Origin of the sequence: Corallococcus sp. AB018 (genome assembly GCF_003986945.1) — a bacterium.
In the GTDB taxonomy this organism is placed as follows: Bacteria; Myxococcota; Myxococcia; order Myxococcales; family Myxococcaceae; genus Corallococcus; species Corallococcus exiguus.
In genome coordinates, this window is the sequence record NZ_RAWR01000078.1 from 14,114 (window position 1) to 40,954 (window position 26,841).

22 protein-coding genes are annotated in these 26,841 nt (G+C 70.0%); 8 read left to right on the forward strand and 14 right to left on the reverse strand.

Annotated elements, in window-relative coordinates:
* The first annotated feature begins 48 nt into the window (after positions 1-48).
* The 3 genes from D7Y11_RS17970 to D7Y11_RS17980 are packed head-to-tail and all read left to right on the forward strand — an operon-like array spanning position 49 to position 4,612.
* Positions 49-2,274, forward strand: a complete 2,226-nt coding sequence (locus D7Y11_RS17970; protein ID WP_121751423.1) for a DUF4139 domain-containing protein — start codon at positions 49-51, stop codon at positions 2,272-2,274.
* Positions 2,274-3,833, forward strand: coding sequence for a mucoidy inhibitor MuiA family protein (locus D7Y11_RS17975; protein ID WP_121751424.1), 1,560 nt, complete (start codon positions 2,274-2,276; stop codon positions 3,831-3,833). The genes D7Y11_RS17970 and D7Y11_RS17975 overlap by 1 nt, the downstream gene beginning before the upstream one ends.
* Before the next feature lie 14 nt (positions 3,834-3,847).
* Positions 3,848-4,612: an alpha/beta fold hydrolase gene (locus tag D7Y11_RS17980; protein WP_126934286.1), complete on the forward strand. Its 765-nt coding sequence runs from the start codon at positions 3,848-3,850 to the stop codon at positions 4,610-4,612.
* Here the strand turns inward: D7Y11_RS17980 and D7Y11_RS17985 are convergent, their stop codons facing one another.
* The 5 genes from D7Y11_RS17985 to def all read right to left on the reverse strand — a co-directional run bounded on the left by D7Y11_RS17985 (position 4,613) and on the right by def (position 8,940).
* A complete protein-coding gene (locus tag D7Y11_RS17985) occupies positions 4,613-5,122 on the reverse strand; it encodes a hypothetical protein (protein WP_126934287.1) in 510 nt (169 codons plus the stop codon).
* A 69-nt stretch (positions 5,123-5,191) separates the two neighbouring features.
* Positions 5,192-6,352 (reverse strand): FAD-dependent monooxygenase, encoded by a 1,161-nt coding sequence (locus D7Y11_RS17990; RefSeq protein WP_126934288.1) that lies wholly within the window; start codon positions 6,350-6,352, stop codon positions 5,192-5,194.
* A gap of 29 nt (positions 6,353-6,381) precedes the next feature.
* A complete protein-coding gene (locus D7Y11_RS17995) occupies positions 6,382-7,230 on the reverse strand; it encodes an MBL fold metallo-hydrolase (protein WP_120574262.1) in 849 nt (282 codons plus the stop codon).
* A 19-nt stretch (positions 7,231-7,249) separates the two neighbouring features.
* Complete coding sequence (locus D7Y11_RS18000; protein ID WP_126934289.1) at positions 7,250-8,317, reverse strand: NADH:flavin oxidoreductase/NADH oxidase; 1,068 nt, start codon at positions 8,315-8,317, stop codon at positions 7,250-7,252.
* Positions 8,314-8,940, reverse strand: a complete 627-nt coding sequence (gene def, locus D7Y11_RS18005) for a peptide deformylase (RefSeq protein ID WP_120574264.1) — start codon at positions 8,938-8,940, stop codon at positions 8,314-8,316. The genes D7Y11_RS18000 and def overlap by 4 nt, the downstream gene beginning before the upstream one ends.
* Positions 8,941-9,078: 138 nt before the next feature.
* Between def and D7Y11_RS18010 the strand changes: the two genes are divergently transcribed.
* The gene (locus D7Y11_RS18010) at positions 9,079-9,576 is read left to right on the forward strand and encodes a hypothetical protein (protein ID WP_120574265.1); all 498 of its coding nucleotides are present in this window, start codon (positions 9,079-9,081) and stop codon (positions 9,574-9,576) included.
* Positions 9,577-9,579: 3 nt separating this feature from the next.
* Here D7Y11_RS18010 and D7Y11_RS18015 read toward each other — a convergent pair whose 3' ends face one another.
* Both D7Y11_RS18015 and D7Y11_RS18020 read right to left on the reverse strand, forming a co-directional pair.
* Complete coding sequence (locus D7Y11_RS18015) at positions 9,580-10,731, reverse strand: fatty acid desaturase (RefSeq protein ID WP_120574266.1); 1,152 nt, start codon at positions 10,729-10,731, stop codon at positions 9,580-9,582.
* Between the two features lie 94 nt (positions 10,732-10,825).
* Positions 10,826-11,302: a MaoC family dehydratase gene (locus D7Y11_RS18020; RefSeq protein ID WP_120593574.1), complete on the reverse strand. Its 477-nt coding sequence runs from the start codon at positions 11,300-11,302 to the stop codon at positions 10,826-10,828.
* A gap of 212 nt (positions 11,303-11,514) precedes the next feature.
* Between D7Y11_RS18020 and D7Y11_RS18025 the strand changes: the two genes are divergently transcribed.
* Complete coding sequence (locus tag D7Y11_RS18025) at positions 11,515-12,912, forward strand: BamA/TamA family outer membrane protein (RefSeq protein WP_233607323.1); 1,398 nt, start codon at positions 11,515-11,517, stop codon at positions 12,910-12,912.
* Between the two features lie 9 nt (positions 12,913-12,921).
* Here the strand turns inward: D7Y11_RS18025 and D7Y11_RS18030 are convergent, their stop codons facing one another.
* The 5 genes from D7Y11_RS18030 to menA all read right to left on the reverse strand — a co-directional run bounded on the left by D7Y11_RS18030 (position 12,922) and on the right by menA (position 19,623).
* The gene (locus D7Y11_RS18030) at positions 12,922-13,761 is read right to left on the reverse strand and encodes a DUF5995 family protein (RefSeq protein WP_126934290.1); all 840 of its coding nucleotides are present in this window, start codon (positions 13,759-13,761) and stop codon (positions 12,922-12,924) included.
* A 269-nt stretch (positions 13,762-14,030) separates the two neighbouring features.
* Positions 14,031-15,284, reverse strand: coding sequence for a cytochrome c (locus tag D7Y11_RS18035; protein ID WP_120574270.1), 1,254 nt, complete (start codon positions 15,282-15,284; stop codon positions 14,031-14,033).
* Positions 15,285-15,384: 100 nt separating this feature from the next.
* The gene (locus tag D7Y11_RS18040) at positions 15,385-16,515 is read right to left on the reverse strand and encodes a hypothetical protein (protein WP_120574271.1); all 1,131 of its coding nucleotides are present in this window, start codon (positions 16,513-16,515) and stop codon (positions 15,385-15,387) included.
* 15 nt (positions 16,516-16,530) lie between these two features.
* On the reverse strand, positions 16,531-18,462 hold the full coding sequence (locus tag D7Y11_RS18045) for a hypothetical protein (protein ID WP_120574272.1): 1,932 nt from the start codon (positions 18,460-18,462) through the stop codon (positions 16,531-16,533).
* A gap of 234 nt (positions 18,463-18,696) precedes the next feature.
* Positions 18,697-19,623, reverse strand: a complete 927-nt coding sequence (gene menA, locus D7Y11_RS18050; protein ID WP_120574273.1) for a 1,4-dihydroxy-2-naphthoate octaprenyltransferase — start codon at positions 19,621-19,623, stop codon at positions 18,697-18,699.
* Between the two features lie 218 nt (positions 19,624-19,841).
* Between menA and D7Y11_RS18055 the strand changes: the two genes are divergently transcribed.
* Positions 19,842-20,531 carry a DNA-binding protein gene (locus tag D7Y11_RS18055; protein ID WP_120574274.1) on the forward strand — a complete coding sequence of 230 codons (690 nt, stop codon included), beginning with the start codon at positions 19,842-19,844 and terminating at the stop codon, positions 20,529-20,531.
* A 209-nt stretch (positions 20,532-20,740) separates the two neighbouring features.
* On the forward strand, positions 20,741-23,191 hold the full coding sequence (locus tag D7Y11_RS18060) for a transglycosylase SLT domain-containing protein (protein WP_126934291.1): 2,451 nt from the start codon (positions 20,741-20,743) through the stop codon (positions 23,189-23,191).
* A gap of 55 nt (positions 23,192-23,246) precedes the next feature.
* Here D7Y11_RS18060 and D7Y11_RS18065 read toward each other — a convergent pair whose 3' ends face one another.
* Positions 23,247-24,062, reverse strand: a complete 816-nt coding sequence (locus tag D7Y11_RS18065) for a hypothetical protein (protein WP_120581583.1) — start codon at positions 24,060-24,062, stop codon at positions 23,247-23,249.
* 317 nt (positions 24,063-24,379) lie between these two features.
* Here D7Y11_RS18065 and D7Y11_RS18070 point away from each other — a divergent pair, with 317 nt between their 5' ends.
* On the forward strand, positions 24,380-25,813 hold the full coding sequence (locus D7Y11_RS18070) for a M28 family metallopeptidase (RefSeq protein WP_126934292.1): 1,434 nt from the start codon (positions 24,380-24,382) through the stop codon (positions 25,811-25,813).
* A 68-nt stretch (positions 25,814-25,881) separates the two neighbouring features.
* Here D7Y11_RS18070 and D7Y11_RS18075 read toward each other — a convergent pair whose 3' ends face one another.
* Positions 25,882-26,766: a fatty acid desaturase gene (locus D7Y11_RS18075; protein ID WP_120581581.1), complete on the reverse strand. Its 885-nt coding sequence runs from the start codon at positions 26,764-26,766 to the stop codon at positions 25,882-25,884.
* Between the last annotated feature and the right edge of the window lie 75 nt (positions 26,767-26,841).

The following is a 26,841-nucleotide window of genomic DNA, read 5'->3' on the forward strand; positions in this document are numbered from 1 at the left end:
CGGCGGCCTCGGGGTAGCCTGCGGGCCTCTCCACGGAAGAGGGGGCCCATGAGAGTCGTGTCGTCCGTCCTGGAATCCGTCACCGTTCACGCCGAGGGCGCGCTGTGCACGCGCGCATTCGTGCTCTCGCCCGAGGACGGTCGCCTGCCCGGCCAGGTCCGCATCGACGGCCTGCCACTGTCCCTGCGCACGGGTTCGCTGCGCGCCCGGGTGGTGGAGGGGCCGTCGGACCTCCTCGTCCGCGACCTCAAGCCCACGTTCGACGTGCGGATGCCGCCGGAGTCGGCGCTGCCCGCGGAGCAGCACGCGCTCGAAGCGGCGGAGGCCATCCTGGCGGCCGTGCATGGCCGGCTGGAGCGGGTTCGCGCGGAGATCTCGGCGCTGCGCGGGCTGACGCCCACCTGGCCGGCCCCGCGCAAGGGCCACCTCCCACGCGAGGCGCCGCTGTCCTCGATGCTGTCCCTCACCGGCTTCGTGGACTCGGAGCTGGCGGAGTTGCAGGCCCAGGAGCTGGACCTGGCGCGCCAGCACCGCGACGCCACGAACGAGCTGGAGCTGCGCCGCCGCCGCGTCCAGGAGCTGTCCTCCGCGAAGAGCGTGGACCGGACCCGGCTGTTCCGCGCGGCGCTGCTGACGCTGTCCGGCCCCATCGCCGCGAACGCGGACGCGCGGCTGGTGCTGGAGTACGCGGTGGCCGGTGCGCGCTGGGTGCCCACCTACGATCTGCGCCTGCCGCGCACGCTGGAGGAAGGCACGCTGCGCATGCGCGCCGCCGTCGTCCAGCGGACCGGCGAGGACTGGAGCGGTGTGCGGCTAGCGGTCTCCACCGCGAGCCTGGAGCGGCGCGCGGAGGTGCCGGAGCTGAAGTCGCTGCGCATCGGCCGCAGCCAGCCTGCCCCCGCGCGCTCGGGGTGGCGTGAACCCGCGCCGGGCCTGGAGGAGCTGTTCGCGGGCTACGACGCCCTGCACGTCGCCCGCCCGGAGCCGGTCCTTCCCAAGCCTCAGCCTCCGCCCGCGCCGATCATGAGTGAAGGCGCCTACGAGCAGGAGAAGCTCTACAAGGAGTCGGCCTCGTTCGGAGGCGCGCCAGGAGCAGCGCCCAGCATGTCCGCGCCTCCTCCGCCAGCGCCCATGGCGCCGGCACCGAAGTCCTCGGGGGCTTTTCTGGGAGCGGTTCGTCCCTCGGCGTCCCGCCGCAACGTCACCGGCGCCATCCCGGCACAGGAAATGCCCGGGGCCCGCGGCGGTGGCGGCAGCGACCGCATGCGCAGCAAGAAGCGCGCGGTCGAGGAGGACGACCTCGATGGCGCCCCGATGGCGGACATGTCGATGGACGAAGAAGAGGGTGGCGCCGACGATGAGCTCCGGAGCGCGGCCGGCCTGGAGCCGGCGGACCGTCTGTTCGACTACGACTCGCTGACGCTGGCCTCCGCGGCCTCCCAGGCGCAGCGCGGCCGGTTGCGTCCCCGCTCCGCGCTCGTCTCCCAGGCGATGCTGTCCATCACGTCGGTGAACGTGCAGGTGGAGGTGGTGCGCCTGGAGGCCCAGGCCTTCGTCATCGCCGAGTCCGTGAACAGCGTGGCGCCCCCCACCTGGGCCGTGCCGCCGCACGACTCCGCCCGCCACTTCGATGCGCGCTTCGACTCGGACGCCGTCGCGGACGTGCCGTCCGATGGCGCGTGGCACACCGTGCCGATGCTGACGGTGCCCCTGGTGCTCAAGGCCGAATACGTGTGCGTGCCCTCCGTGGAGCCGCGGGTCTTCCGCACGGTGCGCATGGACAACGCCTCGCCGCATCCGCTGCTCGCGGGGCCTGTGGACGTGACGCTCGGCGACGAGTTCCTGATGACGTCGCCCATGCCCACGCTGGGGCCGGGCGAGACGCAGCGGCTGGGCCTGGGCGTGGAGGAAGCGCTCCAGGTGGCGCGCAACACCCGCTTCGACGAGGCCACGGGCGGCATGTTCGGCAACAGCACGGTGCTCACGCACCACGTCTCCGTGGAGGTGGCCAACCACCTCTCGCGCGCCGCGAACATCGCCATCTCCGAGCGGATCAGCGCGGTCCCCGAATCCCAGAAGGACATCAAGGTGGAGGAGGCGGAGGTGGCACCGCCCTGGCAGAAGGCCTCGCCGCTGCCGGGTGAAGAGGCGGTGGAGGGCGAGCGGGTGTGGCGCGTGAGCGTCCCCGCTGGAGAGAAGCGTTCGATGAAGGCGTCGTGGGTCGTGAAGCTGCCCGCCAGCAAGATGCTGAACGGCGGGAACCGGAGGACGTGATGCGCACTTCCATTCTGTTGCCCCTGATCAAGGTGACGGTCCTGGAGGACCGGGCGCTCGTCGAGCGCAGCGGCACGGTGACGCTGCCGCCGGGTCCCTGCCGTCTCGTGGTGGACGGGCTGCCGGCGGTGGCGGTGGACCGCTCGCTCCAGGCGAAGCTCACCGGCGGCATGGTGACCCAGGCCAGCCTGCGCCGTTCCATGCGCGCGGTGCTGCCCGAAGCCCTGCGCGAGCACCACTCGGAGTTGGCCCGCCGCGCCTTCGAACGCGAGCAGGTGCTGGCGCGCGCCCAGGCGGAGGTGCGGCGCCTGGAGGCGAAGCACGGCCTGCTGGAGACCGCGCGCCGGGACATCCTCCGTTCCATCTCCGAGCGCACCGGAGCCGGTGAAGCGGATCCTGCGCGATGGAAGGAACAGCTCGCGACGGTCCGCCAGGAGCAGACCGCGACCGACGATCAACTGCGGCAGGCCCGCCGTGAGCTGGGTCGCCTGGAGCGGCAGCACATCCAGGAGTCCCGCGACGTGCTGTCCCGCACGGAGATGCCGGAGCCCAGGCTGGACGTGCGCGCTGAACTGGACGTGAGCCACGCCGCGGGCGGTGAAGCGACATTGACGCTCAGCTACCTGGTGCCGTGCGCCGCGTGGCGGCCGGCCTACCGCGCGGTGTTGGGTCTCGCGGATGAGGCGTCCTCGGTGAAGTTGGAGTGCGAAGCCGTGGTCTGGCAGAACACCGGCGAGGCGTGGAAGGACGTGACCCTGGCCTTCTCCACGGCGCGGCCCACGCTGGGCGCCACGCCGCCCCGGCTCACGGAGGACTGGCTCTTCCTGCGGGAGAAGACGTCGCGCGAGAAGCAGGTGGTGGACGTCTCCATGCGCGAGGAGTCCCTCCAGGAGACGGGCGAAGCGGGAGCGACGAAGGCGGCGGACGCGCTGCCCGGCATGGACGACGGCGGCGAAGCGGTGACGCTGTCCGCGCCGCACAAGGCCACGGTGCCGTCGGACGGCGAGGCGCACCGCGTGGCGCTGTTCGCGTTCACGTCGCCGGCCACGTCGGAGCTGGTGGCCTGCCCGGAGCAGTCACCGCTGGTGCACCGCGTGGCGAAGTTCGACAACACGGGGCCGGCGGTGTTGCTCGCGGGGCCGGTGGACCTGGTGCGCAACAGCGGCTACGTGGGCCGCGCGCAGCTGAAGTTCGCGGGCCGGGGCGAGCGCGTGAAGCTGGGCTTCGGCAGCGAGGACTCGTTGCGCGTGTCGCGGCAGGTGGACGTGGGCGAGGAGGTCGCTCGCATCACCGGCCGGCGCACCCGCACGCAGAAGGTGAAGCTGTTCATCTCCAACATGGGCGCGAAGCCCACGGCGCTCGCGGTGGAGGAGCGCATGCCGGTGTCGGAGGTGGAGGCCGTGGAGGTGGCGCTGCTCAAGGACGCCGCGAAGCCCGCGCCCACGAAGGTGAGCGCCGAGGGCATCGTGCGCTTCGAATTGAACGTGCCAGCGCGCTCCCGGCAGACGGTGGACTTCGGCTTCACGGTGGCCCGCGCAGCGAAGGTCGCGGGCCTGTAGGGAATCACCACGCCATGCCCTTCGCGACGAAGTCCGGCCGCCGCATCCACTACGAGGTCCAGGGCCACGGCCCTCCCCTGCTGCTCCTGCACGGCCTGCTCCAGTTGGGCTCGCACTGGTCGCTCAAGGGATACCTGCCAGCGCTGACGGATGCGTACACGGTGGTGACGTTCGACTCGCTGGGGCATGGCCAGAGCGACACGCCGCACGACCTGGAGGCCTATGCGCTGAAGCATCGCGTGGAGGACGCGCTGTCGGTGCTCGACACGCTCTCCATCGACCGGGCCCACGCGTGGGGCTACTCGATGGGAGGCTGGACGGTGTGTGGCCTGGCGTCCTTCGCGCCGGAGCGGCTGGCGTCCTACGTGGTGGGCGGCTGGGATCCGGTGGTGGGCCTGCCCGTGGCCTACGCGGCCATGGAGAAGCAGCTCAAGCCCGGTACCCGCGTGGACTGGTTCCAGGTGCTCCTGCTGGGAGCACGGCGCGCGCCGGAGCTGGCGGCGGCCATCGACGCGGGAGACCTGGACGCGCTCCGGCTGTGCATGAAGGCCTGTGAAACGTCGGCGGGCCTGGATGAGGCACTGGAGCAATCCGGCAAGCCGGGGCTGCTGTACTGCGGCGTGACGGACCCGTACCACGACTCCATGAAGGCCGTAGCGGAGCGGGCCGGCGCGGCGTTCGCGACCATCGAGCACGCCGACCACGGCGGCGCCTGGGCGAAGGCGCCCAAGGTGCTGCCCCACGTCCTGCCATTCCTCGACTCCGTCTCACGGTCCTGATCAATTCGCGGATTGGATGGCGATCACCCGGACGTCGAAGTCCTTGCACCCGGCGTCCTTGCAGATGCCGTTGAGCCACGCTTCGCCCTGGCCGAACATCACGCCGTCGGCGTTGACGAAGAGGTCCGCGTAGCGCTGCCGGGTGATGACGTTGGCGATGGCCGGCGTGACGATGACGTCGTAGTGCCTCACGAACGCCGCGGCGTCGGGCAGCTTCACCTTCCTGCCGCCCACGTTCGCGGTGAAGGGATACGCCACCAGGGCCGCGACCGCCTTCGCGTCGTGCGCGGCCACCGCTTTCTGGAACGCCGCGAAGGCCTGTTCGTACTTCGCGGGTTCTCCGAGGACGCTCTGGATGCGGGCGTTGACGTCTCCGGTTCCGGCATCCGGCGTACCGGTGACGACATTGGGAGCGACTGGCGGCGCGGTGGCTGCCGGTGTTTCAGCGCGTTGACAGGGAGCCGCTGACACAAGAACAAGGGCGGCAAGCCGCGTGGGCTTCGTCTGCATGAGTTCCCCCCGCCAGGGCAGGCTGCTCGCTCTCCTGGCAAAGACAAACTCTATAGAGCCCGATACGTCTCAGCTCACGCCTTGGACCAGCGTCCATAGCTGGCGTCTCGCGGCCGACTGCGGGACTCGCCGGAATAGTGCATCACGGACAAAGCGCGCGGCTCGATTCTCCCACTGGGCCACACGTCCCACCTGATGTGAGCGCACGACCAGCGCGTTGGCACGTTCCACCCGGCGGGATTCGTATGCACGCAGTGCGTCCTCCACGCTGCCCGGCGCCGCGAGACATTCCCCCAGCACCACGCCGTCCTCGATGGCCTGACAGCCGCCCTGCCCCAGGTTCGGCGTCATGGGATGCGCGGCGTCACCCAACAGCGTCACCCTGCCCCGGCTCCAGCGAGAGACCGGCGGACGGTCGTGGATGTCCGTGCGCAGGACGCGCTCGGGTGGCGTCGCCGCGAGCAGCTTCGCGATGGGCGCGTGCCATCCGGCGAAGCGCTCCTGGAGGACGGCGAGCGTCTGACCCGGCGCATCCTCCGCCCCCGCGGGCGCGTTCAGCGTGGTGTACCAGTACACCTCGCCATGGCCGATGGGCACGATGCCGAAGCGGGCCCCGGGTCCCCACGTCTCGGTGAACTGGCCCGCCTCCACGAGGTCCGCCCCCGGGCAGACACCGCGCCAGCTGGTGTAGCCGGAGTAGCGCGTCGGCTGCGCGCCCAGCAGGCCGGTCCGCACGGCGGAGCGCAGGCCATCCGCGCCCACCAGGACGTCGCCGGTGACGGTCTCGCCAGTGGACAGCGTCACCGTCACGCGGGCGCCGTCGTCCTCGAAGCGCGTCACGCTGACACCCAGCCGCACGGCCTCCTCCGGGCCCGCGTGGGCGCGAAGGACCGCCTGGAGGCGCGCGCGGTGCATGGCCACCATCGGGATATCCAACTCCTCCTGGAGCGAGCGCACATCGATGGCGGTGATACGAGCGCCCGTCGAATCGAGGATGAGTGTCCGCTCGGCTCGCTCGCCCTCCGCGACCACCGCGTCACACAAGCCGATGCGGCGCAGGGCGACCGCGGCGTTCATCTGCACGATGATGCCCGCGCCCACCGGGCGCAGCGCGTCGGCGCGTTCGAACACCGTGGCGCGAAGGCCCGCGCGCTGGAGGGCACAGGCCAGCGTGAGGCCTCCAATGCCTGCTCCGGCGATGAGGACGTGGCGGGTGGATGCGGACGTCATGGCGGCCTCCGGTCATGCCGGCGCCGCGGTCAACCGAACCAGCGGCCGGCGTCAGGAGCAAAGACTCGCACGCGTTCGAGCAGCGACGCCGGCAGACGGGCCTGGAGCGTCGCGTGGACCTGCGCGGGGCTGTAAGCCTGACTGAAGTGCATCAGGACCAGGGCCTCGTTCTGGAAGCGGTCCGCCATGGAGGCGATCTCCTCCAGGTGGATGTGGGCCCGCTCCTGCGCGTCGCGCACGGTGCGCTCCGCGTCGATGAACGTGCATTCGAGGATGAGCACGCGGCTGTCGAACAACGACGGCTGGCGCTCCAGCACGTTGGAGAGGGTATCCGTGCAGTAGGCCAGCTCCAGCCGCTCGACTTCATCGAACAGCGGCTCACCGGCCTGGCGACGGCGGCCAATCTCCGCCGGAGGCAGCTCGCGGAACTCCGGCTTGAGCTTCGCGACGCGGCGGAGGAACTGGTAGCCCAGCGACGGCACGGGATGGTGCGTGCGAAAGGCACGGACCCACACGTCCTGCTGCACCTTCACGGTGTCACCGGGGCGCAGGGGAACGGTGCGGACCTCCGACTTCATCCGGTGCAGGCGCCCCAGGGCGGCGAGCGCCTCCTGCACGGGCGCTTCAATCTCCGCCGGCAGATAGACGAACGGCGGCCCCTTGCCCACGAGCGCGCGGATGCCCAGCAGCGAGCCCAGCGCGCTCGCATGGTCCGCATGCCCGTGGCTGAGGAAGATGCGGTCCGTGGTGGCGAAGGAGCGGATGGGGATGCCCGCGTCGAGCAGCACCCCCAACTCCGGCACCAGGAGCGACGTGTACACGCCACCCACGGACACGCCGCGCACGGTATAGGGTCCCGCCTGCACCTCGGTCAGCATGCGCGGAAGCCTACGCCGATCAGTTCTTCGCGCGCTCGTACTGGTGCGGCCACAGCACATCCGCACGCAGCTCCTTCGCGGCGCGCAGCGGCCAGTACGGATCCCTCAACAGCTCGCGCGCCAGGAAAACGACGTCCGCCTGGCCCGTGGCCAGGATGTGCTCGGCCTGGAACGCGGAGCGGATCATCCCCACCGCGCCCGTGAGCAAGCCTGTCTCCTTGCGCACCTGCTCCGAAAGCTGCGTCTGGTAGCCCGGCCCCACCGGAATCTTCGCGTACGGCACCACGCCGCCGGACGAGCAATCCATCAGGTCCACGCCCTCCTTCGCCACCAGCCGCGCCAGCGCCACGGAGTCCTCCGGCGTCCAGCCGCCCTCCACCCAGTCCGTGGAGGAGATGCGCATGAAGAGCGGCAGCGACTCCGGCCACTTCGACCGCACGGCGCGCGTCACCTCCAGCGCGAAGCGCGTCCGGTTCTCGAACGTGCCGCCGTACTTGTCCGTCCGCTTGTTCGACAGCGGCGACAGGAACTCGTGCAGCAGGTATCCGTGCGCCGCGTGCAGCTCGATGACCTGGAACCCCGCGGCCTTCGCCCGCACCGCCGCGTCCGCGAACGCCTTCACGATGCGCTGGATGCCCGCCTCGTCCAGCGCGGTGGGCACCGGGTAGCCCTCGTCGAACGCCTCCGTCGTGGGGCCCAGCACCTGCCAACCGCCATGCTCCGGATCCACGCGCTTGCCCGCGTCCCACGGACGGGGCGTGGAGGCCTTGCGGCCCGCGTGTGCCAACTGCACGCCGGACGCGGCGCCGTTCTGGTGCATGAAGCGGTTGATGCGCGCCAGTTGCTCCACGTGCGCGTCCTTCCACAGCCCCAGGTCCTGCGGCGAGATGCGGCCCTCCGGCTCCACCGCCGTGGCCTCCGTCAGCACCAGGCCCGCGCCCCCCACCGCGCGGCTGCCCAGGTGCACCACGTGCCACTCGTTCGCGAAGCCGTCTTCGCTCGAGTACTGGCACATGGGCGAGACGACCACGCGGTTGCGCAGGGTGATGTCCCGCAGCTTCAAGGGGGAGAACAGCTTGCTGCTCATGTCGGGTCCTTTCGGGGAAGCGAAGGGGTCTGCTCTGGCAGCCCCAGCGCCGTGCGCACCTGGGCCGTGCTCTTGCCCAGCCAGTGCCGTCGCTGGTTCTCCTGCGTCGTGAGGCTGCGCGTCTCCATGCGGTCCACGTAGAGCGTGCCGTCCAGATGATCCAGCTCGTGTTGGATGATGCGCGCGTACCAGCCGCGCGCGGACACCGACACCGGCCGCCCGTTCTCATCCAGCGCCTCCACCCGCACGCCACGCGCCCGGGCCACCAGCGCCGCGAAGCCGTTCACGCTCAGACAGCCCTCGTGGAACTCCATCGGCGTGGGGTCCTCCACCACGAGCTTGGGGTTGATCAGCACGTGGAAGGCCACCGGCGAGCGCTCCCGCAGCGCCAGGTCCGCGGGCGCCGCGCCAGCCTGGTACTCGGCGCGGTCCTCGATGACCACCAGCCGCAGGCCCACGCCCACCTGGGGTGCCGCGAGCCCCACGCCGGGCGCGTCCCGCATCGTGTCGCGCATCAGCTGGATGAGCTGCCGCGTCGCTTCGCTGCCGATTTCTTCCGGGGTCAGCTCCCGCGCGCGCTGGCGCAGCACCGGTTCCCCCGCCTGGACGATCTTGAGCACCATGGTGGCCCCACCGTAACAACCGCTCTCCCGCCGCGCCGCAACGCCGTGGGGCCGGCATGGGCCCGGCCGCCCGGCTCCTCACGAAGCGGGCGGCCCCTGGCGTGGAGGGGTACCACTGACGGTAGGCTGTGTCGCACCATGGCTCGCCGCAAGAAGGCCGACGAAACCACCGCGCGCGTGCGCAACCTGCTCGCCCTCGACGCCGCCGGCATCATGCGCCGGCTGGCCGCACGCAAGGAGGACATGTTCCTCCTCTTCTCCCGCCTGCGCAGCCGCGACCCGCTGGTGGAGACGGTGGCCTCGCGCTACGCGGACGGCGCCTTCGCCCAGCTCATCCACCTGACCGAACAGGAGCAGGCGGTGGTGGACCACTTCTACGGGCGCCTGGACGAGCTGCGCTGGTACTTCACCTACACCGAGGACATGCCCGGCACCGCGCACCAGACGTTCAACTCGCTGCACCGCCGCCTGGAGGAGAGCTACCGCCTCTTCGTGGACACCCTGGGGCTGCCCGTCCAACCTGACGGTGTACGCGTGGTGAACGCGGAGGCCGTGCGCCAGGAAGCCACGGCCTCGGAGGCCACGCCCGTGGCGCTCGCCCCGCTGCCCCGCCGCCGTCGCGCTCCGCCCGCCTGACGCTCAGGCCGCGGAGGCCTCGGCGCGAGCGTCCGCGGCAGACATCCCGGGCGCCGCGGCCTTCACCAGCCGCTTCATGGACGCCTTGCCCACGACGACGTCCACCATCTTCCGCGCGCGCGTCCAGACGCTCTCCTGCACGTACGGGATGCCGTACTTCTCGCAGAGGGCGCGCACGTGCGGCTGCGCCTCGCGGTACTTCAGCATCGGCAGGTCCGGCCAGAGGTGGTGCTCAATCTGGTAGTTCAGCCACAGGTGCGCGAAGTCGTTGAGGTCGCCGCCCGTGCGGTAGTTCGCGCTGCCCACCACCTGCTGCACCATGCGCTCCGCCTTGTTCGCGGGCGCGGAGTCGAAGCGGTACAGGTCCTCGCCGGTGTGGTTGGGGCCCACCACGAAGAACGTGTGCAGGTTGGTGACGACGTCCGCCAGCACGGAGTTGCAGAACACGCTGAACGCCGCCCACGGCCCCACCACCAGGAACGCCGCCGGATACAGCCCGAAGAAGACGGTCGCGTACGGCAGGTAGCAGCGCGTGAAGAGCTCCCACAGCTCCGTGCGCGTCAGCGCCCCACCCTCGCGGCGGCCCTTGCGGCGCAGCGAGCCCAGCGTCTCCGGCGCGTAGTAGCTCGCGCGCCAGGTGACGGCCAGCAGCGCCAGCTGCACGTAGCGCAGGGCCAGCGGCCGGCCGGTGTCACGCAGCGAGCCCTCCGCGTTGCGCTCCAGGAGGTCCGGATCCGCGTCCTCGCCGGTGTGCGAGTGGTGCAGCACGTTGTGCTCGAAGACCCACGCCTCCGGCAGCATCCAGTCCAGCCAGTCCACGAACCGGCGGTTCCCCTTCGCGAAGCCCTTGCTGGTGCGCGACGCGGGCATGCCCGGCACGCGGTCATAGCCCCGGTGCCCCACGTGGTGCATGAGCAGCCAGCGCGTGGAGCGGCCCAGGCCCAGCGCCACCGCGGAGAGTGGATTGGGAGCAATCCACGCCGTGGCCATGCCCAGCACTGAAGCCACCTTCCCCCACCGCTCCATCTTCCGCAGGTGCGCCTTGTCCGCTTCACCCAGGTTCGCGTCCAGCTGGGCGCGCAGCGCCTTCAGCTCCGCGTAGAAGCCCTCCACGTCCACGGAGGCCAGGTCGAAGTCAGGGGGGGCGCGGGACATGCGAAGGGACTCCTCGAGAGCGGGACGGGGACCACGGCCGATGCGGGCCGCACGGTAGCCTCCGCCAGCGCTCACGCAAAGCGTCACGTCCCGCTCACCCGCTCGCAGGGCGACGGGGCAGCACCAGCTTCGCGATGAGCACCTGCAGCACGTCGCCCTTCTGGTTGCGAGTTTCGCTGCGCACCGTGGCGATGCCCCGGTCCGGCCGCGTGCGGGAGGGAATGATCTCCAGCACCTCGCTCTCCACCTGGAGGATGTCTCCCGGGCGCGTGGGCCGGGGCCAGCGGATGTCGCCGCCCGCCCCCACGATGCCTCCCTTGAAGGGCAGACCGCTCTGGACGTTGAGCTTCATGGTGAGCGCCGCCGTGTGCCAGCCGCTCGCCGCCAGCCCTTCGAACAGCGTGTCCTTCGCCGCGGCGTCGTCCAGATGGAAGCCCTGCGGGTCGAACTCCCTCGCGAAGGCGATGATCTGCGCCGCGTCCAGCGCGTGCGTGTCACTGAAGAACTTCTGCCCCACGGACAGGTCGTCCAGGAACAACTCCTGGCGCCCGCCCTCTGCCGTCGATGCCATGCCCGCGTCCCTCCGGGACGGATGCCCGCCCACATTATGAGCATAATCCGTCCATGACCGGGGCGCTCGTCCGGGTGCCACTGTTCTCCAGGTCGCACGGGGGGCCGCCCCTCGGGTCGCTCCGGATGCCGAACGTTGAACATCGCGCGCCCGCACCGGCGGACACGCGTCGAAACAACCAGTGCCCACGGCCCGTGGAGTATGAGCAGTGCGTGCCGCTCTCCTGCTTTCGCCGTCACCTGTCCGTCCTCGCCTTGGCCCTGACGGGCCTGGCGGCCCCCGTCGCCCACGCCGACGAGGACACGCCCGTGTCCCCCATCGACCGCTCCCAGGTCGGAGAGGTGACGGTGGAGGGCGCGAACAAGACGACGTCCGGGACGGTGCGCTCGTTCGGACAGGTGGGCGTGGGCGACGAGGTGGACAGCGAGGAACTGGAGAAGGTGGAGCGGCGCCTGTTGGCCACCGGCCTCTTCCAGGAGGTCCGTGTCGGCACCGAGCCGATGCCCGACGGGCGCGTGCGGCTGGTGCTGCGGGTGAAGGACAAGGCGTCGTGGGTGGTGGCCCCCACGGTGGCGCTGTCCTCCGCGAACACCGGCGGCGGGCTGCTCTACGCGGAGAACAACCTGGGCGGCCGCGCGAAGAAGTTCGCCGTCGCGGCGCAGGTGAGCACCGGCGAGAGCGGCCTGTACGTGGGCTTCCTGGATCCGATCCTCTTCGGCCTGCCGCAGCTCAAGTTCAGCCTGGAGGGACAGCTGAAGAGCGACCGCGTGGACGAGTACAGCATGGACGCCAGTGAGGACGACCCGGAGATCCTCCGGCGGACGCGCTTCAACTCCGCGTCCATCAGCTCCGAACTGGGCTTCATCCTCTTCGAGCGCGTGCGCGCGGCGGCGAAGTACCGCCTGGCCAGCATCGACGCGAAGACTCCGGATCCGGAGATGCCGGTGACGGTGCCGCCGTTCTCCACCGGCCCCGCCATGCGAGACACGTCGCTGCGCCTCATGGTGGGCCTGGACTCGCGCCAGACGCTGCACGCGGTGACGGAGGGGCTCAACCTGGAGGCCTCCTACGAGGTGTCCACCCCGGGCGTGTGGAGCGAGTTCGACTACCGCAAGTTCGGCCTCCTCTATCGCCACGGCATCCGCTTCTTCACGGAGAACAACCTGGTGCTGCGCGGGGAGCTGGTGCTGGGCAGGCACCTGCCCTTCCAACAGGAGCTGGTGATGGGCGGCAACACGCTGCGCGGCTTCCAGTACCGGCAGTTCCGCGGCGACAGCCGGCTCACCTTCACGGCCGAGTACCACTTCCCCCTCTTCAAGGTGCAGTCGCTGGCCTTCCGGGGCGTGGCCTTCTCCGACACGGGTGCCATCGCATGGTGGGATGTGCCCGAGGACGGAAACCTGCGCGACGCCAACGGACGCGTCATCCGCAACTACCTGCGGGAGACGATCACGGGCCAGAACGCCGTCACCGTGGCCCAGGGCGTGGGCGGGGGCCTGCGGCTGTACCTCAACAACGTCGTGCTGCCCCTGTTGGGCGTGGACGTCGCCTACGCCGTCAACTCCGGCCAGGTGCGCTTCTACCTCGTGGCCGGAGTCACGCCCTCCTGATGCGGCTTGCTAGCCGGCGCGGGCAGCGTCCGCGTCCGGCTCCGGAGGCGGCACCACGCCGGGCCATGCCTCCGGCGGCAGGTCCAGGCTGAACGGCGGTGACTCGCCGCGCACCGTCCACCAGAGCGCCTTGTCCGCGCACAGCGCCTGCGCGATGCGGCCGGACGTCGTGCGGACGCGCTCCACGACGGCCTGGTGCTCCTCGGGCGTCTGCGCCTCCAGCATCGCGACGACGTTGTCCCAGACGCGCTGCCGCCAGACGATGAGCATCCGCATCACCGCCCGCTCCACCACGGGGCGGCTGAAGGGCACGCGCAGGAGCAGCCGCGTGGACGCGCACCGGTAGCGCTCCGCGAGCAGGTCCACGCAGTCCGGGATGCACGAGCGGAGGATCTCGTTCACGTGGAAGTAGTCATGCCGGTAGCGCGCCATCCGGCGTGCATCCGCCGGCGGCGACTGGTGGGCGATGTTGTCGTAGACGACCATTCCCAGGTCGTGGTTGATGTGGGCGCTCACGCCCAGCAGCGCGTCCTGGTACGGCTGCGTGAGCCCCTGGGCCGGGTAGTGCGTCGCGAAGCGCCACGCCGCGGTGGGCAGCGGCAGGTTCTTCAGCGAGTCGCGCACCGCGATGAGCGCCTCCTCCGCGAAGCGGCCCGTCAGGTGAGACAGCCACTCGGGTTCGAGGAAGCCGCCCGCGTCATCGCGGCTCAGCAGGTGGACGACCTTCCGCGTGACGATGGCGTAGATGTCCAGGAAGATGGCGCGTGAGTCATCCCGCGCGTTCAGCCGGCCGAGGATCTTCTCCAGACCCTCCAGCGCCTCCTCCGCGTTGACCGGATTCCAGAGCACGTCATCCAACCGGATGGGCCCCTGCGCGTCCGGGGCCTTTGTCTCGTGGAGGTGAAGCGACTGGGAACGCTGCGACCGGTGAGCCGAGGGGGAAGCCGGTGAAACATTCATGAAATGACGCTCCGCGGGGTGGGGGAACGACTTCACATGAAAGCTTATCTGAACCGGTCCCTCGTGTGATGACACCCGCTCAGAAGAAATTCGATGTTTCACGAGGCCCCCCGCGTGTTGACACTCACGCGGGGGCCTTTGTCACATCGATGTCAAACTCAGGGCGCGGTGCCTTCACTCACGGTGCCGCCCGTCTTGCCCAGGACGTACCTGGCGAGCGCGAGGGCGTTGTTCTCGTCGACGAGGGACTCGTAGGTGGGCATCTGCGTGCCGGGCTTGAAGGTCTCCGGGTTGCGGATCCACTTCGCCACTTCCTCCGGAGCCTTGCCCTTGGCGCCCTGGAGCTTGGCCTCGTAGGCCTTGCCGGGGGCGTGGCAGGTCGCGCAGCCCAGCGAGCTGAACATCTTCTCCGGGTCGCTGGAGGGCTCCGCCTTGGGGCGGCCACCGGCGGGCGGCGGCACGACCTTGTCGTTGGGCTTCATGGAGCGCAGGAAGGTGTAGAGGGCGGAGAGCTCCACGGCGTCCGCGTAGCGGTACTTGGGCATGGGCGCGCGCAGGATGTAGCCCCCGGGCGTGATGCCCGTGACCATGGCGTGATTGAACTCGTCCAGCGTCCACTTGCCGATGCCGGCCGTCTCGCTGGGGGTGATGTTGGGCGACAGCAGCTTGCCCTCGCCGCCCAGCGGCACCATGTCGAACTCGAAGCCGCCGCTCAGCAGCGTCTCCGGGTGCTGCATCTTCACCGCGCTGCTCTCCAGGCCGGGCGAGTGGCAGAAGGTGCAGTCGTAGACGCTGGAGGCCAGGTAGCGGCCGTACTCCACGGAGTCCGCCGCCTTCGCGGGCACGGGCACCGGCTCCGTGCGGCCCTTGTCGTTGATGCCCATGGCGAACGCGAACGCCATCCGGCCCGGGGGCGTCAGCTCGGAGCGCGGCGGCTGCTGCTTCTCCGGCGCGAAGTCCGGGTGCCCGGAGCGCATGAAGCCGATGACCGCCGCGATGTCCTTGTCACCCATGTTGGGGAACGGGGGCATGGGGCGGAAGTGGTGGTTCTTGTCGATGCCGTTGATCACCAGGCGGGCGATCTCCTGGTCCGTCCAGGCGCCCACGCCCTTCTCCATGTCGGAGGTGATGTTCGCCGAGTAGAACGTGCCCAGTTCGGCCGGGAAGTCGAACATCCGGCCGCCCACGGGCTTGGTGTTGCCTCCGCCCGCGTGACACTCGCCACACACCGCGCGGAACACCTGCTCACCGCGGGCAATGCCCTCAGGAGAGCTGTCCCGCGTGATGTTGGGCAGCGCGACATAGTCGTACGTCTTGTTGATCTTGTGGGTGGCCACGCCCATGGCGGAACCCGCGCCAATCAGGACCAGGGCGACCAACGCACCAATGGCGATCAGGATCTTCTTCATCATGGGGAACGCTTCTCCGGATGAACGGGGACGGCACACGGCGCTCCGTCTGCTCCACGGGGGAGGAGTGGACAGAGCGCCGGTGTTGGGACGGGTGAGGCGGCTACTGGCCCGGCAGACAGGTGCTGGGCGGGGGAATCGAAGGCGTCGTCGAGGGCGTCTTGCTGTACATCTGGAGGCCAGCGAACGTCACGCTGCCCGGGGCCACGGGGAGATCCAGCGGCTGGAGCACCCACGGGCGCCCTTCCGGGTCGCTGGTGGTGGAGTCCACCGCTTCGTAGTGGACCACCGGCGGCGGCCCCATCGGCGGCAGCGGCAGCGGCGGGTGGACGACAGCGACGACGCCCAGGGAGCTGTTCGGCGCCGGCGGCCCCGGCGGGATGAAGAAGCCGCGCGTGGACTGGAACGGCGCCAGCGGCGGCGGCAGCGCGCCTGGGGGCGCCCACTCGATGTTCAGCACGCGGCCCGCGCTGGCCACCACGGTGGTGTTCGCAGCTGGCACGCGGAAGACGGGGAAGCCCGGCCGGTACAGCCAGAACACCGTCACGCCGCCGAAGCGGGCCGGGTTGAGCAGGTCCGCCACCGTGGTGAGCGTGCCCTCGGTGGTCAGGTACTTCGCGACCGCCTCCAGGATGCCCTTGTCGCTCATCTGCAGGGCCTCCAGGCCCACGCAGGCGCTGTGCGCGGGCACCACCGGCCGCACCGTCAGCGTGGGCACGTAGTTGCCCTCCGGCACGGGAGGCAGCGGCGGCAGCGGCGGCCCCGCAGGGGCATTATTGGCCAGCGTGCCGCTCGGCACCCCTGGCAACGCCGACGACAGCACGAAGAACGGCGCGCCCCGGCGCGTGGGCACCTTGTCCAGCGTCCAGACGCCATGGGCGTCCGATGCAGCGAACACGCCGCTCTCCGCGAGCACCTGGCCCGTGGCGCTGTCCAGCAGGGTGATGGGCGCGTTCTGCACCACCGCGCGCTGCAGGAGCGGGCTGAACTCCGCGTACAGCGGCGGCAGCGGGCACTGCGCGGGCGGCGGCGCGCAGGCCGCCAGGTTGAAGAAGTAGGCCTCCGGGTCCACGGTGAAGCCGTTCAGCCGGGAGGTGAGGCCCTCCGGCTCGCGGTTCTCATACGTGGGGCGCGGCGTGAAGGTCGACGCCGAGGGGTTGTTGGAGGATTCCTGGCAGCCGGCGTTCAGCAGGGCCGCGCCGAGGAGCGTTCCGACGAAGAGAGCTCTTTGCATGGCGGGGTGCTTCCCCTACTTCGCGGGGAGGATGTGGCTGGCGGGAAGCTGATCGCCGCCGTGACAGGTCTGCGCGCAGTTGCCGAACCGGCTGGGCGTGCCGCGCTGGTTGAAGGCGATCTGGAAGAACTCGTCCCCGTGCTGGGAGATGTGGCAGGAGCCGCACAGCGACAGGCTGGGACGCTCCGTGCTCTTGCGCGTCAGGTGGCACACGGTGCAGTCCGCGCGGTTCGCCGGGTACGTGGGCGAGTTCATGTGGATGCGGTGCACCATCTCCTGCGTGCGGCCCACCGTGTCCGTGTCGTAGTGGTGGCAGACCTTGCAGCTCTCGATGTGGTCCACCGACAGGCCGTGGCGCAGGTTGTCCAGCGACAGCACGCCGCGGTGGCAGAGCTGGCAGTTGCCCACGTTGCCCGGGTACGTCGTCGACTCGTCCTGGCCCACCTGGAAGAAGAAGGGGTTCAGCTTCGCGACGCGCTCGCCCATGGCTCCACGGTTGAACTTCACCAGTGCCACGTAGGTGCCCGGCTTCGCGTTCGCGGGCAGCGAGAACGTCTGGCGGGTGGGCCACTTGTAGTCGATGAGGCCCGGCGTCAGCCCCGTGAGCGTGGCGTCATCCAGCGTCGCGAACGGGAACGGCTTGGCGAAGAACTGGGGCTTGTCGCTGGGGTTGCCCAGGACCTGGAGATCCTGGAGGGGGCCCGCGATGGCCACGTTGGAGATGGAGTCGTTCTCCGTGACGGACGCGATGACGCCGGGGACGAACGTCACGAGGCCGTTGGACTGGCCGCTGATGATCTCCCGCGCGCTGGGCAACAGGTCGCGCGAGTGCAGGTGGGCGCCCGCGCTGTCGCGCAGGTCCACGTAGACGCTCACGTCCTCGCCGGGCTTGTAGAAGCTGCCCTCCTTCGGGGGCGAGAACACCAGCCGCGAGTCCAGGCCCGGGTTGCACTGCACCGGGTTGCCGGCGTCGTCGGTGCAGGTGGACGGGCGATCATCCGGGATGACGTACGTGACGGGGAAGAAGAACGGCTTGTCCGGCAGCTGGCTCCAGGTGGCCTTGAGCGCGCCGGGACCGGACAGGCGCGGCACGCGCAGCACCTTGAAGGGGTTGGTGCTGCCCACCCAGTCCACGCGCGCGATGGTGCGGGTGATGGCGCTCTGGTCCAGACCACCCGCGAAGCCCGTCACGGTGCCCGGGTCCTTGTCGCCGGGGAAGCGCGGCGGCTTCAGGTTCTCCGACCGCCAGGAGAAGCGGCTGTGGCCGGCGTAGGGCGAGGAGGCCAGCAGCTCCGAGCGCAGATACGTCTGGCTCGCGCGCGGGGTGCCCGACTCGTCCAGCACCTCCACGGTGATGGTGTCGTCCTTCACCTTCTGCCAGTTCGCGTTGCCGAACTGCACCTCGCGGGTCCAGCAGTCCTCCACCGCGCCCGCGAGGCTGTAGAAGCTCCACTCGTCCGGGCCCTGGTTGACGTTGGTCCAGTCCAGTCCCGAGAAGACGGACTGGTTCTTGATCCACGCCAGCGCGGCCGTCTGGTCGTTGGGATTGTTGTGCTGGTTGACCACGGTCTCCGACACGGAGAACTGGTTCAGGAAGTACTGGGTGTCCGACAGGATCTGCAGCGTCCCCGTGGGAGGCGACTGCGTCAGCGGGTTCTGCGCGAGCGGCGTGACGCACACGTCCGGGTAGGTCACCGGCAGGTCGTTGTGCCTCAACGGCACGCCGTTCTTCGCCACCATCTGCCCGTTGGGCAGGAAGGCGCAGCCGTTGATGTACTGGAGGCTCAGCCGGATCGCTCCGGAGTTGAGGCCCTGGTACGGGTCGAACCGCTTGGCACCGCGGCCCGTGGTGGACCCCTCGTCATCAGTGACCTTGAGGAGGTTGCAGGACAGCAGGGGCACCAGCAGGGCGCACCACGCGCTCTTCAACAGGATTGAGCGATTCATGGAAGACGAGGCCGGAGGGAGTCGGGGGGAGGAAAAGGAGCAGGTGTCCTCACGCGCGGGCCCACGCGACCCACCCTTCCCGACGCCGCCAGCGCTCCGCGACGCGGAGATGGTGAGGCCTGGTAAGGGTTGGGAGGAGAACACCTCATCGGTTCAAACTGACCACATTATGAGAGTCCGCGCAATTCGTGGACTTCAGATCGCACAGAGGGAAGCACGCGCCCGCGCGCCGGATCAGAGGCTCAGGCCCGCGGACAGGAGCAGCGCGAACACCAGCCCGAGCGCGGCAGTCTTCCCCAGGTGTGGGTTGAGCGCGCTGCCGTCCTCGCGCCAGATGGCGCGGATCTGCCGCACCGCGAGCGGCACGGCGACCAGGGTGAGGAGCCAGGCCCAGCGGTGCTCCGGCAGCACCGCCCAGGCAATCACTGGGAGCACGAACGCGCCCCCTACCGCCAGCGTGTATTCCCACTGCCCGAAGCGCTGGCCGAAGCGCACCACCAGCGTGCGCTTGCCGGCGATCACGTCCGTCTTGCGGTCGCGCAGGTTGTTCACCGCGAGGATGCCCGCGGAGAAGAGCCCCATGGACAGCCCCGCCACCAGCACGGCCGGTGTGACGTGGTGCGTGAGCACCACATAGCTGCCGCTCACCCCCAGCAGCCCGAAGATGATCAGCACCAGCACGTCCCCCAGGCCCAGGTACCCCAGGGGCACGGGGCCCGCGGAGTAGAAGACCGCGCCCGCCAGGCAGAAGGCGCCGCCCGCGAACACCGGCCAGCCCTCCGCCTGGGTCAGCAGCAGCAGCGCGAGCGAGGATCCGGTGAACGCCAGCGCCGCGGCCGTCGCCACCTCGCGCGCCGTGAGCCAGCCCTTCTGCGTGACGCGCGCGGGCCCCAGACGCGCCTCGGTGTCCGCGCCCCGTTCGAAGTCCGCGTAGTCGTTCACCAGGTTGCTGACGATCTGCATGAGCACGAAGCCCACCAGGAACGTCAGCGCCGGCGCGAGCCGCCAGTGGCCCTCCGCGTTCGCGAACGCCCAGCCCAGCAGCGTGGGGGCGACGGAGGCGGTCAGCGTCTTGGGCCGCAGCGCGAGCCACCAGACGCGGGCCAGAGGGGGTCTTGATTCAAGCGCGACACTCGACGACGGGAGACTCGGAGTGGCCATGGATATCCGGGGGAGGGCAGCAGGCGCACGGTAAAGCTACAGGCCCGCCGACCGCAAGAGGAGCCAATGCTTCACATCGGTTATCCTCATGTATCACCTGTCTACACTCCGGCGGGCGGCTGCGTGACACAAAGCCAGACGCCAGTCCCCTCTCGGGCAAATTCCGGAACAATCAGAAATACAGGCCATCCGTGGCCGCCGGGTGATAGAAGGCGGCCATGAACTCGACCTCCCTTCCCTCCTCCCCTTCCCTTTCGCGCCGGAGCGCCGTGACGCTGCTGGGCGCGTTCGTGCTCGCGCTCGCCGGGTGTCATCCGGTGCTCTCCATCGAGGACGCGCGCTCGCGCTCCAACGGTTCGGAGGTGGTGGTGGAGGGCGCGGTGACCGTGGCGCCCGGCACGTTCTCCTCCGCCCTGGGCGATGAGGGCTTCGCCATCCAGGACGACACCGGCGGCATCTACGTCAAGCTGGAGGAGAAGCTGTCCTTCGGGCTGGGGGCCCGCGTGCGCGTCTCCGGCACTCTGGACGAGCAGAACATGCTGCGCATCCTCAAGAGCGTGCCCGAGGACGTGGACCTGAAGTCGGGCACGGAGCAGGTGTCGCCCAAGGAAGTGACCACCGGCGGCGTGAACGAGTCCGTGGAGGGCCAGCTCATCCGCGCGAGCGGCGCCATCACCCAGGCTTTCCAGGACGACTCGCCCTACGGCTACAAGCTCTACATCGACGACGGCACCGGCGAGGTGCAGGTGTTCGTCCACGTCTCCGCCGGCTTCGACAAGACCGCGCTCCAGGCCCTCACCGTGGGACAGCGCATCGCCGTGGTGGGGCTGGCCGCGCAGTATGAGACGACCTACGAGGTGGCGCCCCGCATGCCGGGCGACCTCTCGGTGCAGAGCGCCGCGCCCTGACAGCAGCCAGGCGCCCCTGGGTATGTAGCACCCCAGACGCCAGACGCAGGGTCCGCGGGCCGTTGGCTTTCGTGCAGGGCTCCACATGTGTGCCTGGGGGCGGATGCACGAAAGCCAACGTGCGCCTGACAAGGGGACAGGCGGGCAGGTTCCAAGCGTACGCGCAGTGCCAATCCATCCGAGTCCCTGGCGGACGAACGAGGGCTGGCATGGACGGACTTCGAGGAACAGCAGCGGTCTTGCTTGCGTGCGCGGGCCTGTGGGCCCCGGGCACCGCGTGGGCACAGGCGCCCGACGAGGACGACTCCGGCGACGTGATGTCGGAGGAGAAGCTGGAGGCCCTGCTCGACACGCCGACGGCGCAGCCCTCGCAGGACGAGGTGACGGCGGAGGCCTTCGGGCCGGAGCGGCTTTCGACCTACTTCGCGGAAGGCCTGCTGGCGAAGGCGAAGGCGGAGTTCGACCGCGGCCGGTACAAGTCCGCGCGGGCGCTGCTCGCGACGGAGTCTCCCCCTTCCCTCCCCGGCCGCTTCCTCCAGGCGCAGAGCGCGTTCCTCGCGCGCGACTTCACGACCGCCGCCGCGGAGTTCACCGCGCTCGCGGAGGACTACGTCCCGCTGCGCGACCACTGCCTGATGAAGGCCGCGCAGTCGCATGAACGGCTGCGCAAGCCGCTGCGCGCGGCGGAGCAGTATGGCCTGGTGAGCCCGGGCTCCCCGCTCTACCCGGAGGCCCGCTTCACCATGGCGCGCGTGCTCAAGCGCCAGCTGAAGATCCCCGAGGCGCTGGCCGCGCTCCAGGAGTTCATCGACAGCCGGCAGGCTCGCGGGCCGGACGCGCTGCGGATGAAGGCGCTGCTCGCGTACTGCGACCTGGCGCGCGCGGCGGGGCAGTACAACGCCGAGCACCGCGCGCTGCTGGAGGTCTGGGCCACCGCGCCCCTGTCGCCGGAGGCGGACCGCGCGAAGGCCCTGCTGCGCGACCTGCCCCTGCCCATGAAGTGGCGCGTGCGCCGCGCGGAGGCGCTGGTGGAGCTGCACCAGAACGTCCCGGCCATGAACATGCTGGCCCGCTCGGGGCCTCGCACGGAGCTTCCGGACGAGCTGGCCTGCCGCGCCCAGCTCACCCTGGGCCGCGCCCTGCGCAAGGAGCGTCAGCACCGCCGCGCCATCCAGGTGCTGGAGCCGGTGGCGCGCGAGTGCCAGTCGCCGGAGCAGCGGCCGCAGGCGCTCTACCTGCTCGCCTATTCGCAGTCCGTGGTGCAGCCCGAAGCGGCGGTGGAGACGTACGCCACGCTGGCGCGGGACTACCCGGGGCACGGCTACGCGGACGACGCGCTGTTCTTCGAGGCCTGGACGCAGCAGCGCCTGGGCCGCGCGGACGAGGCGCTGGAGAACTACGAGGCGCTCGCGAAGCGCTACCCCGCCGGCAACTTCGCCGCGGAGGCCCTCTTCCGCGCCTTCTGGCTGCACCAGCGCAAGGGCGAGACGCAGCAGGGCCTGGCGTCGCTGATGTCGGTGGAGCAGCTGCCGGAGGCCGCGCGCACCGACGACGCCCTCTGGCGCGCGCGTTACTGGCAGGCGCGAGTCCAGGAGAACGCTGGCGCGCTGGACCCGGCGCTCGCGCGCTACGAGCTCATCGCCACCGAGCGGCCCACGGCCTGGTACGGGCTGCTGTCCCGCACGCGGCTGGCGCAGCACGCACCGGAGCGACTGGCGCGGTTGACGGAAACCGCCGCGCAACCGGCCGTGGCGAAGACCTTGAACACCGCCGCGCCGGCCAACGACGAGGTCTGGCCCCTGCCCCCGGGCCCGCTCCAGAAGGATGCGCGCTTCGCGGCGGGCGTGGAGCTCTTGCGCCTGGGACAGCCGGGCGTGGTGGAGGAGCTGCTCGCGGTGGACACGCGCGGCCTGGCGGAAGCGCCCGCGCGGCTGCTCTACCAGACCATGCGCCGCACCGGCCGCGGCCGGGCCACGCGGCAGGTGGCTCGCGTGACGCTGCGCCAGGAGGCCGCCGGGCCGCTCAGCGCCGCGTCCCGTCCGGTGTGGGAGGCGACGTGGCCGCTCGCGTTCCGGCCGCTCATCCAGAGCTATTCGAAGGCCGCACGCGTGGACCCCGACCTCCTGCAGGGCCTCATCCGCGAGGAGAGCCGGTTCAACCCACGCGCGCGCTCGTCCACCGGCGCGCTGGGGCTCGCGCAGCTCATGCCCACGACGGCGCAGGCGGTGGCGGACTCGCTCAAGCTGGCGTCGTTCGAGATGTCGTCGCTGCTCCAGCCCGCGCCGAACATCCGGCTGGGGGCGGCGTACCTGGGCTCGCTGCTCAAGCACTTCGACGGCAACCCCGCCTACGCGGTGGCCGCCTACAACGCAGGCCCCAATGCGGTGGAGCGCTGGCGCAAGGCCCTGCCCCAGGCGGAGCTGGACGAGTGGGTGGAGCACATCGCCTTCGACGAGACCCGCGACTACGTGAAGCGCGTGCTCAGCAGCTACAGCGCCTACAAGCTGCTCTACGCCAACGAAGTCCCCGCCTCCTTCGCGCCGGCCCGCAAGGCCCCGCTGGAGGCCGGGCGCACGCCCACGGTGAGCCCTGCGTCGGGCGTGGGAGGCAGCGGCCGGAACATGGCGACGCCCACGTCCTCCGTCTCCGGGAGACGCTAGGCGGCACGCCGGACGGGGCCGTGTTCCCGTCCGGCGCTGGGACCGCGGGTTCGCGCTACTTCACGCCCGTGGGCTGGGTGATGGACTCGGAGCGGATGGTGTACTCGCCAGCGATGGCGTTCGTGTCGATGCCCGTGAAGTGACGGTACGGGTACGCGCCATCCGCGACGGTCTCGATGAACTCCACCGAGTCACCGGTGACGGACTTGCCGTTGATGTCCACGGTGAAGGTGTTCTTCTCCGAGTCCAGGCGCCACACGCACGCGCCCACGTTCGTCTCCGCGGAGCCGGTGGACAGCCCGTCGATGTCGAAGTCGTTCAGGAAGTGGTGGTTCATCTCCGCCCAGCGGAGGAAGTCCCGCCAGTTGGTGAAGGTGATCATCAGCCCGGCCGGCTGGGGGCTGGAGCCCTGGAGCACGCCGCCCCGGTAGATGTTCATCCGGTACGCGGAGCCGCCCGGCGAGCCCGTGAACGTGGGCAGGATGTTGACCGTGTTCGCCTCGCGGCCCGGCGTCACCTTCAGCGTGCTGACGACCTGATCGCCATCGCGCGCGGACAGCTGGTAGCCACCCTGCGCCCCCAGACGCGTCGCCACGCGCTGCTCCCACTTCACGGCCTGCGTGAAGCTGCTGGAGACGCCGTCCTTCTGGGTCGTGAGGTTGGACACCGCCAGCCCGTCAGCGACGGCATCCACCTTCGCGCGGCCCAGCGCGCAGCTGGTGATGCCTTCGAACTTCTTCACGCACTGGGACGCCGCGGCTTCCTGCGCGTTCAGGGAACCGGAGGCCTGGCCGTCATCGGCACCGCCCGCGCAACCCGTGATGCTCAGCAGCATGGAAGCCAGCAGGGAACCCGTGATCTTCAGATGCATCCGTTACCTCATGGTGTGGGGTGTACTGCCCGCTGCCCCACTGCACCCCTCACGCCAACACCTGGAGCCCGTCTGTTTCACTCGTGTCATTCATTGATTGAGAAAACGGAGTAGCGGCGGATGTCACATGAAACACGCGATTTGTAGCAGGTCCGGTCTCACCCGGAGCCTCAGGACCCCTTACTCGCGGGCGGGGTCCTGAAACGGGGATTCAAGGGATGAGCCGGACGCGGGCGGAACTTTGCCGTGGCGCACAACTCCCCAGGGGGTTCGGCGGATAATCTGGGGAGCGCTGTTCCTCCCCCGGACTCCCCACCATGGCCTCGAAGATCAACGACAGCTCGCGTCCCCTCACCTCCGTCTCGCGGCTGTCCTCGCAGGACGCCCGGACGACGGATGCGAAGTCCCGGAACCGCCCTCTCGCATTCAAGGACGGCTTCGAGTCCTCCGGCAGCACGCGCCCCGCGCCCGGCCAGCTGCCGCGGCTGCCCGCGCCGCCTCCGATCCTGGGGCTGCCCGCGCCCACCACCCCGACGCCCGCGCCGACGACGCCGGTGCCTCCGGAGGCGCCCACCGAGCCGCCCGTTTCGGTCGACTCGGATCCGATGACGCACCTCGAGTACCTGGCCTCGGACGCGCTGCAGGGACGTGACAGCCCCTCCGCGGGCCTGGATGCCGCTTCCGTCTACGTGCAGGCCCACGCGGAGAAGTACGGGCTCGTGGGGCCCAACATCAACAACCCGGAGAACCCCTTCCAGCAGAAGTTCAACGTCTACTCGTGGCTGGGCGCGGACAAGGCGGGCGAGACGGCGGGCGCGGCGCACGCAGGGCATGCCGAGCACAAGCAGTTCGGCCACACGATGTTCCAGGAAGGCTTCTACCTGGACGAGAAGATGCCCAAGGACACGCTGAAGAAGCTCAACCAGCAGTACGAGCAGACGATGAAGGCGGCGGGCCAGTCGGTGGTGCCGGCGCGCGCGGGCAAGCAGCGCAGCGTGGAGGAGCTCAAGCAGGTGGCCGCCGCCACGGGCCAGGCGGTGAACACCATGGCCATGCTGCCCGGCACCGGCCCCCACAAGGACGAGGTCATCGTGGTGATGGCCCACCTGGACCACGTGGGCGTGGACCGCAAGGGCAACCCGTACAACGGCGCGGACGACAACGCGTCCGGCAGCGCGGTGCTGATGGCGGCGGTGCCGGAGCTGGCGGAGGCCGCGAAGAACGGCAAGCTGGACCGCTCCGTGCTCTTCATCTGGACGGGCGCGGAGGAGAAGGGCCTGGTGGGCTCGCAGTACTTCGTGGACCACCCCATCCCCGGCCTGGAGCTGAAGAACATCGCCGGCGTCATCAACACGGACATGGTGGGCCGTTGGGATGATCAGCGCCTGTCCGTGGTGGACACCAACACCAAGGGCCAGCCCAACTACTTCCGTGACGTGGTGGACCAGGCGAACCAGCAGCTGGCGGATCCGTTCGACCGCATCAACCGCGACATCAACGTCTACCGCGACCGGCAGGACGGCGCGTCCTTCGGGCGCAAGGGCGAGGACGTCCTCTTCCTCTTCGAGGGCCTGTCCAACCCCGAGGGCGGCGGCGACCTCATCCCGGAGTACCACCGGCAGGATGACGACATCGACAAGATCATCGAGGACAACGGCGGCAACAAGCCCCGCCGCGTGAAGGACCTGCTCCTCAACGTCATCAACATCGCGGCGAACCGCACGACGGAGCCGCAGCAGCAGCCGAAGTAGCTGACCGCGGCACCCTCCGCCGGAAGGAGCACTTCCGGCGGGAGCATCCAGCGGGGACAGCGGGACCGCTAGGCGGCCAGCTTCTCCCCGCTGCCTTCCACGGGCCTGCCGGAGAGCGCGGCGACCTCGTGCTCGCTCAGCACGAGCTTCTCTTCAGAGCCGCTCCAGACGAACGGGATGCCCGGCTGGCGGTACAGGTTCGCGGGGATCTCCTGCGCCAGCTGCGCGTGCAGCTCCGGCAGCTTGGACCAGTGCAGACCGTGCCGCGTGTGATGCGCGGTGTGGTAGCCCAGGTTGCCCGTCATCAGGTTGTAGCCCTTGTGGAGGATGTTGTACGAGGCCTCCGAGTGGTTGGCCGTCTCCAGGCCCACGTGGTGGAAGTACGTGGCCCAGGTCGTCACGTAGAGCGACGCCATCATGGGCAAGAGGAACACGAAGAGCGCGTTGTAGGGGTTCACCCAGAACAGGCCCGCCAGCAGCACCACCTGGAGCGCGGCCATCCACACGAACACGCGCAGCGCCTTGGGGTGATGCTTCTTCCCCACGTGGAACGCGCGCGAGTACGCGGTCAGCGCCGTGCTCAGCGAGTACTCCACCTCCCCCATCGTCGAGCCGTCATCCCGCTTCCAGCGCGACTCGTCCTGCGTCTGGTCCAGGTAGTTCTTGTGGTGGCCCAGCACGTGGTGGAGGAACCACGCCTGCGACGTCACGCCCGTCTGGAAGCCGAAGACGATCTCCAACAGGCGGTTGGGCAGCGCGTGCTTGAAGAAGGACAGGTGCTGGTGGTGGTGGTTCCACGAGCAGATCCATCCCTTGGGGATGATGCCCAGTCCGAACCACAGCACCGGGATCCACCAGCTCTGGGCCGTGAGGAACACCGTCAGGTCGAGCGCGAACACGCCAAGGAACATCAGGACCGGGATGCGATCTTCAGGGTGCCGGAACAGGGTCATGGGCTTCCGAGACAAGTGGGCCGGGGAAAAAATGCCGCTTTTCCAACTGTAGGCTGCATTCCCCACCCCGAACAG

What these genes read in the sequence shown, in the direction of transcription:
- D7Y11_RS17970 (WP_121751423.1), top strand. Translation starts at nt 49, where the DNA reads ATGAGAGTCGTGTCGTCCGTCCTGGAATCCGTCACCGTTCACGCCGAG.
- D7Y11_RS17975 (WP_121751424.1), top strand. Translation starts at nt 2,274, where the DNA reads ATGCGCACTTCCATTCTGTTGCCCCTGATCAAGGTGACGGTCCTGGAG.
- D7Y11_RS17980 (WP_126934286.1), top strand. Translation starts at nt 3,848, where the DNA reads ATGCCCTTCGCGACGAAGTCCGGCCGCCGCATCCACTACGAGGTCCAG.
- D7Y11_RS17985 (WP_126934287.1), bottom strand. Translation starts at nt 5,122, where the DNA reads ATGCAGACGAAGCCCACGCGGCTTGCCGCCCTTGTTCTTGTGTCAGCG.
- D7Y11_RS17990 (WP_126934288.1), bottom strand. Translation starts at nt 6,352, where the DNA reads ATGACGTCCGCATCCACCCGCCACGTCCTCATCGCCGGAGCAGGCATT.
- D7Y11_RS17995 (WP_120574262.1), bottom strand. Translation starts at nt 7,230, where the DNA reads ATGCTGACCGAGGTGCAGGCGGGACCCTATACCGTGCGCGGCGTGTCC.
- D7Y11_RS18000 (WP_126934289.1), bottom strand. Translation starts at nt 8,317, where the DNA reads ATGAGCAGCAAGCTGTTCTCCCCCTTGAAGCTGCGGGACATCACCCTG.
- def (WP_120574264.1), bottom strand. Translation starts at nt 8,940, where the DNA reads ATGGTGCTCAAGATCGTCCAGGCGGGGGAACCGGTGCTGCGCCAGCGC.
- D7Y11_RS18010 (WP_120574265.1), top strand. Translation starts at nt 9,079, where the DNA reads ATGGCTCGCCGCAAGAAGGCCGACGAAACCACCGCGCGCGTGCGCAAC.
- D7Y11_RS18015 (WP_120574266.1), bottom strand. Translation starts at nt 10,731, where the DNA reads ATGTCCCGCGCCCCCCCTGACTTCGACCTGGCCTCCGTGGACGTGGAG.
- D7Y11_RS18020 (WP_120593574.1), bottom strand. Translation starts at nt 11,302, where the DNA reads ATGGCATCGACGGCAGAGGGCGGGCGCCAGGAGTTGTTCCTGGACGAC.
- D7Y11_RS18035 (WP_120574270.1), bottom strand. Translation starts at nt 15,284, where the DNA reads ATGATGAAGAAGATCCTGATCGCCATTGGTGCGTTGGTCGCCCTGGTC.
- D7Y11_RS18040 (WP_120574271.1), bottom strand. Translation starts at nt 16,515, where the DNA reads ATGCAAAGAGCTCTCTTCGTCGGAACGCTCCTCGGCGCGGCCCTGCTG.
- D7Y11_RS18045 (WP_120574272.1), bottom strand. Translation starts at nt 18,462, where the DNA reads ATGAATCGCTCAATCCTGTTGAAGAGCGCGTGGTGCGCCCTGCTGGTG.
- menA (WP_120574273.1), bottom strand. Translation starts at nt 19,623, where the DNA reads ATGGCCACTCCGAGTCTCCCGTCGTCGAGTGTCGCGCTTGAATCAAGA.
- D7Y11_RS18055 (WP_120574274.1), top strand. Translation starts at nt 19,842, where the DNA reads ATGAACTCGACCTCCCTTCCCTCCTCCCCTTCCCTTTCGCGCCGGAGC.
- D7Y11_RS18060 (WP_126934291.1), top strand. Translation starts at nt 20,741, where the DNA reads ATGGACGGACTTCGAGGAACAGCAGCGGTCTTGCTTGCGTGCGCGGGC.
- D7Y11_RS18065 (WP_120581583.1), bottom strand. Translation starts at nt 24,062, where the DNA reads ATGCATCTGAAGATCACGGGTTCCCTGCTGGCTTCCATGCTGCTGAGC.
- D7Y11_RS18070 (WP_126934292.1), top strand. Translation starts at nt 24,380, where the DNA reads ATGGCCTCGAAGATCAACGACAGCTCGCGTCCCCTCACCTCCGTCTCG.
- D7Y11_RS18075 (WP_120581581.1), bottom strand. Translation starts at nt 26,766, where the DNA reads ATGACCCTGTTCCGGCACCCTGAAGATCGCATCCCGGTCCTGATGTTC.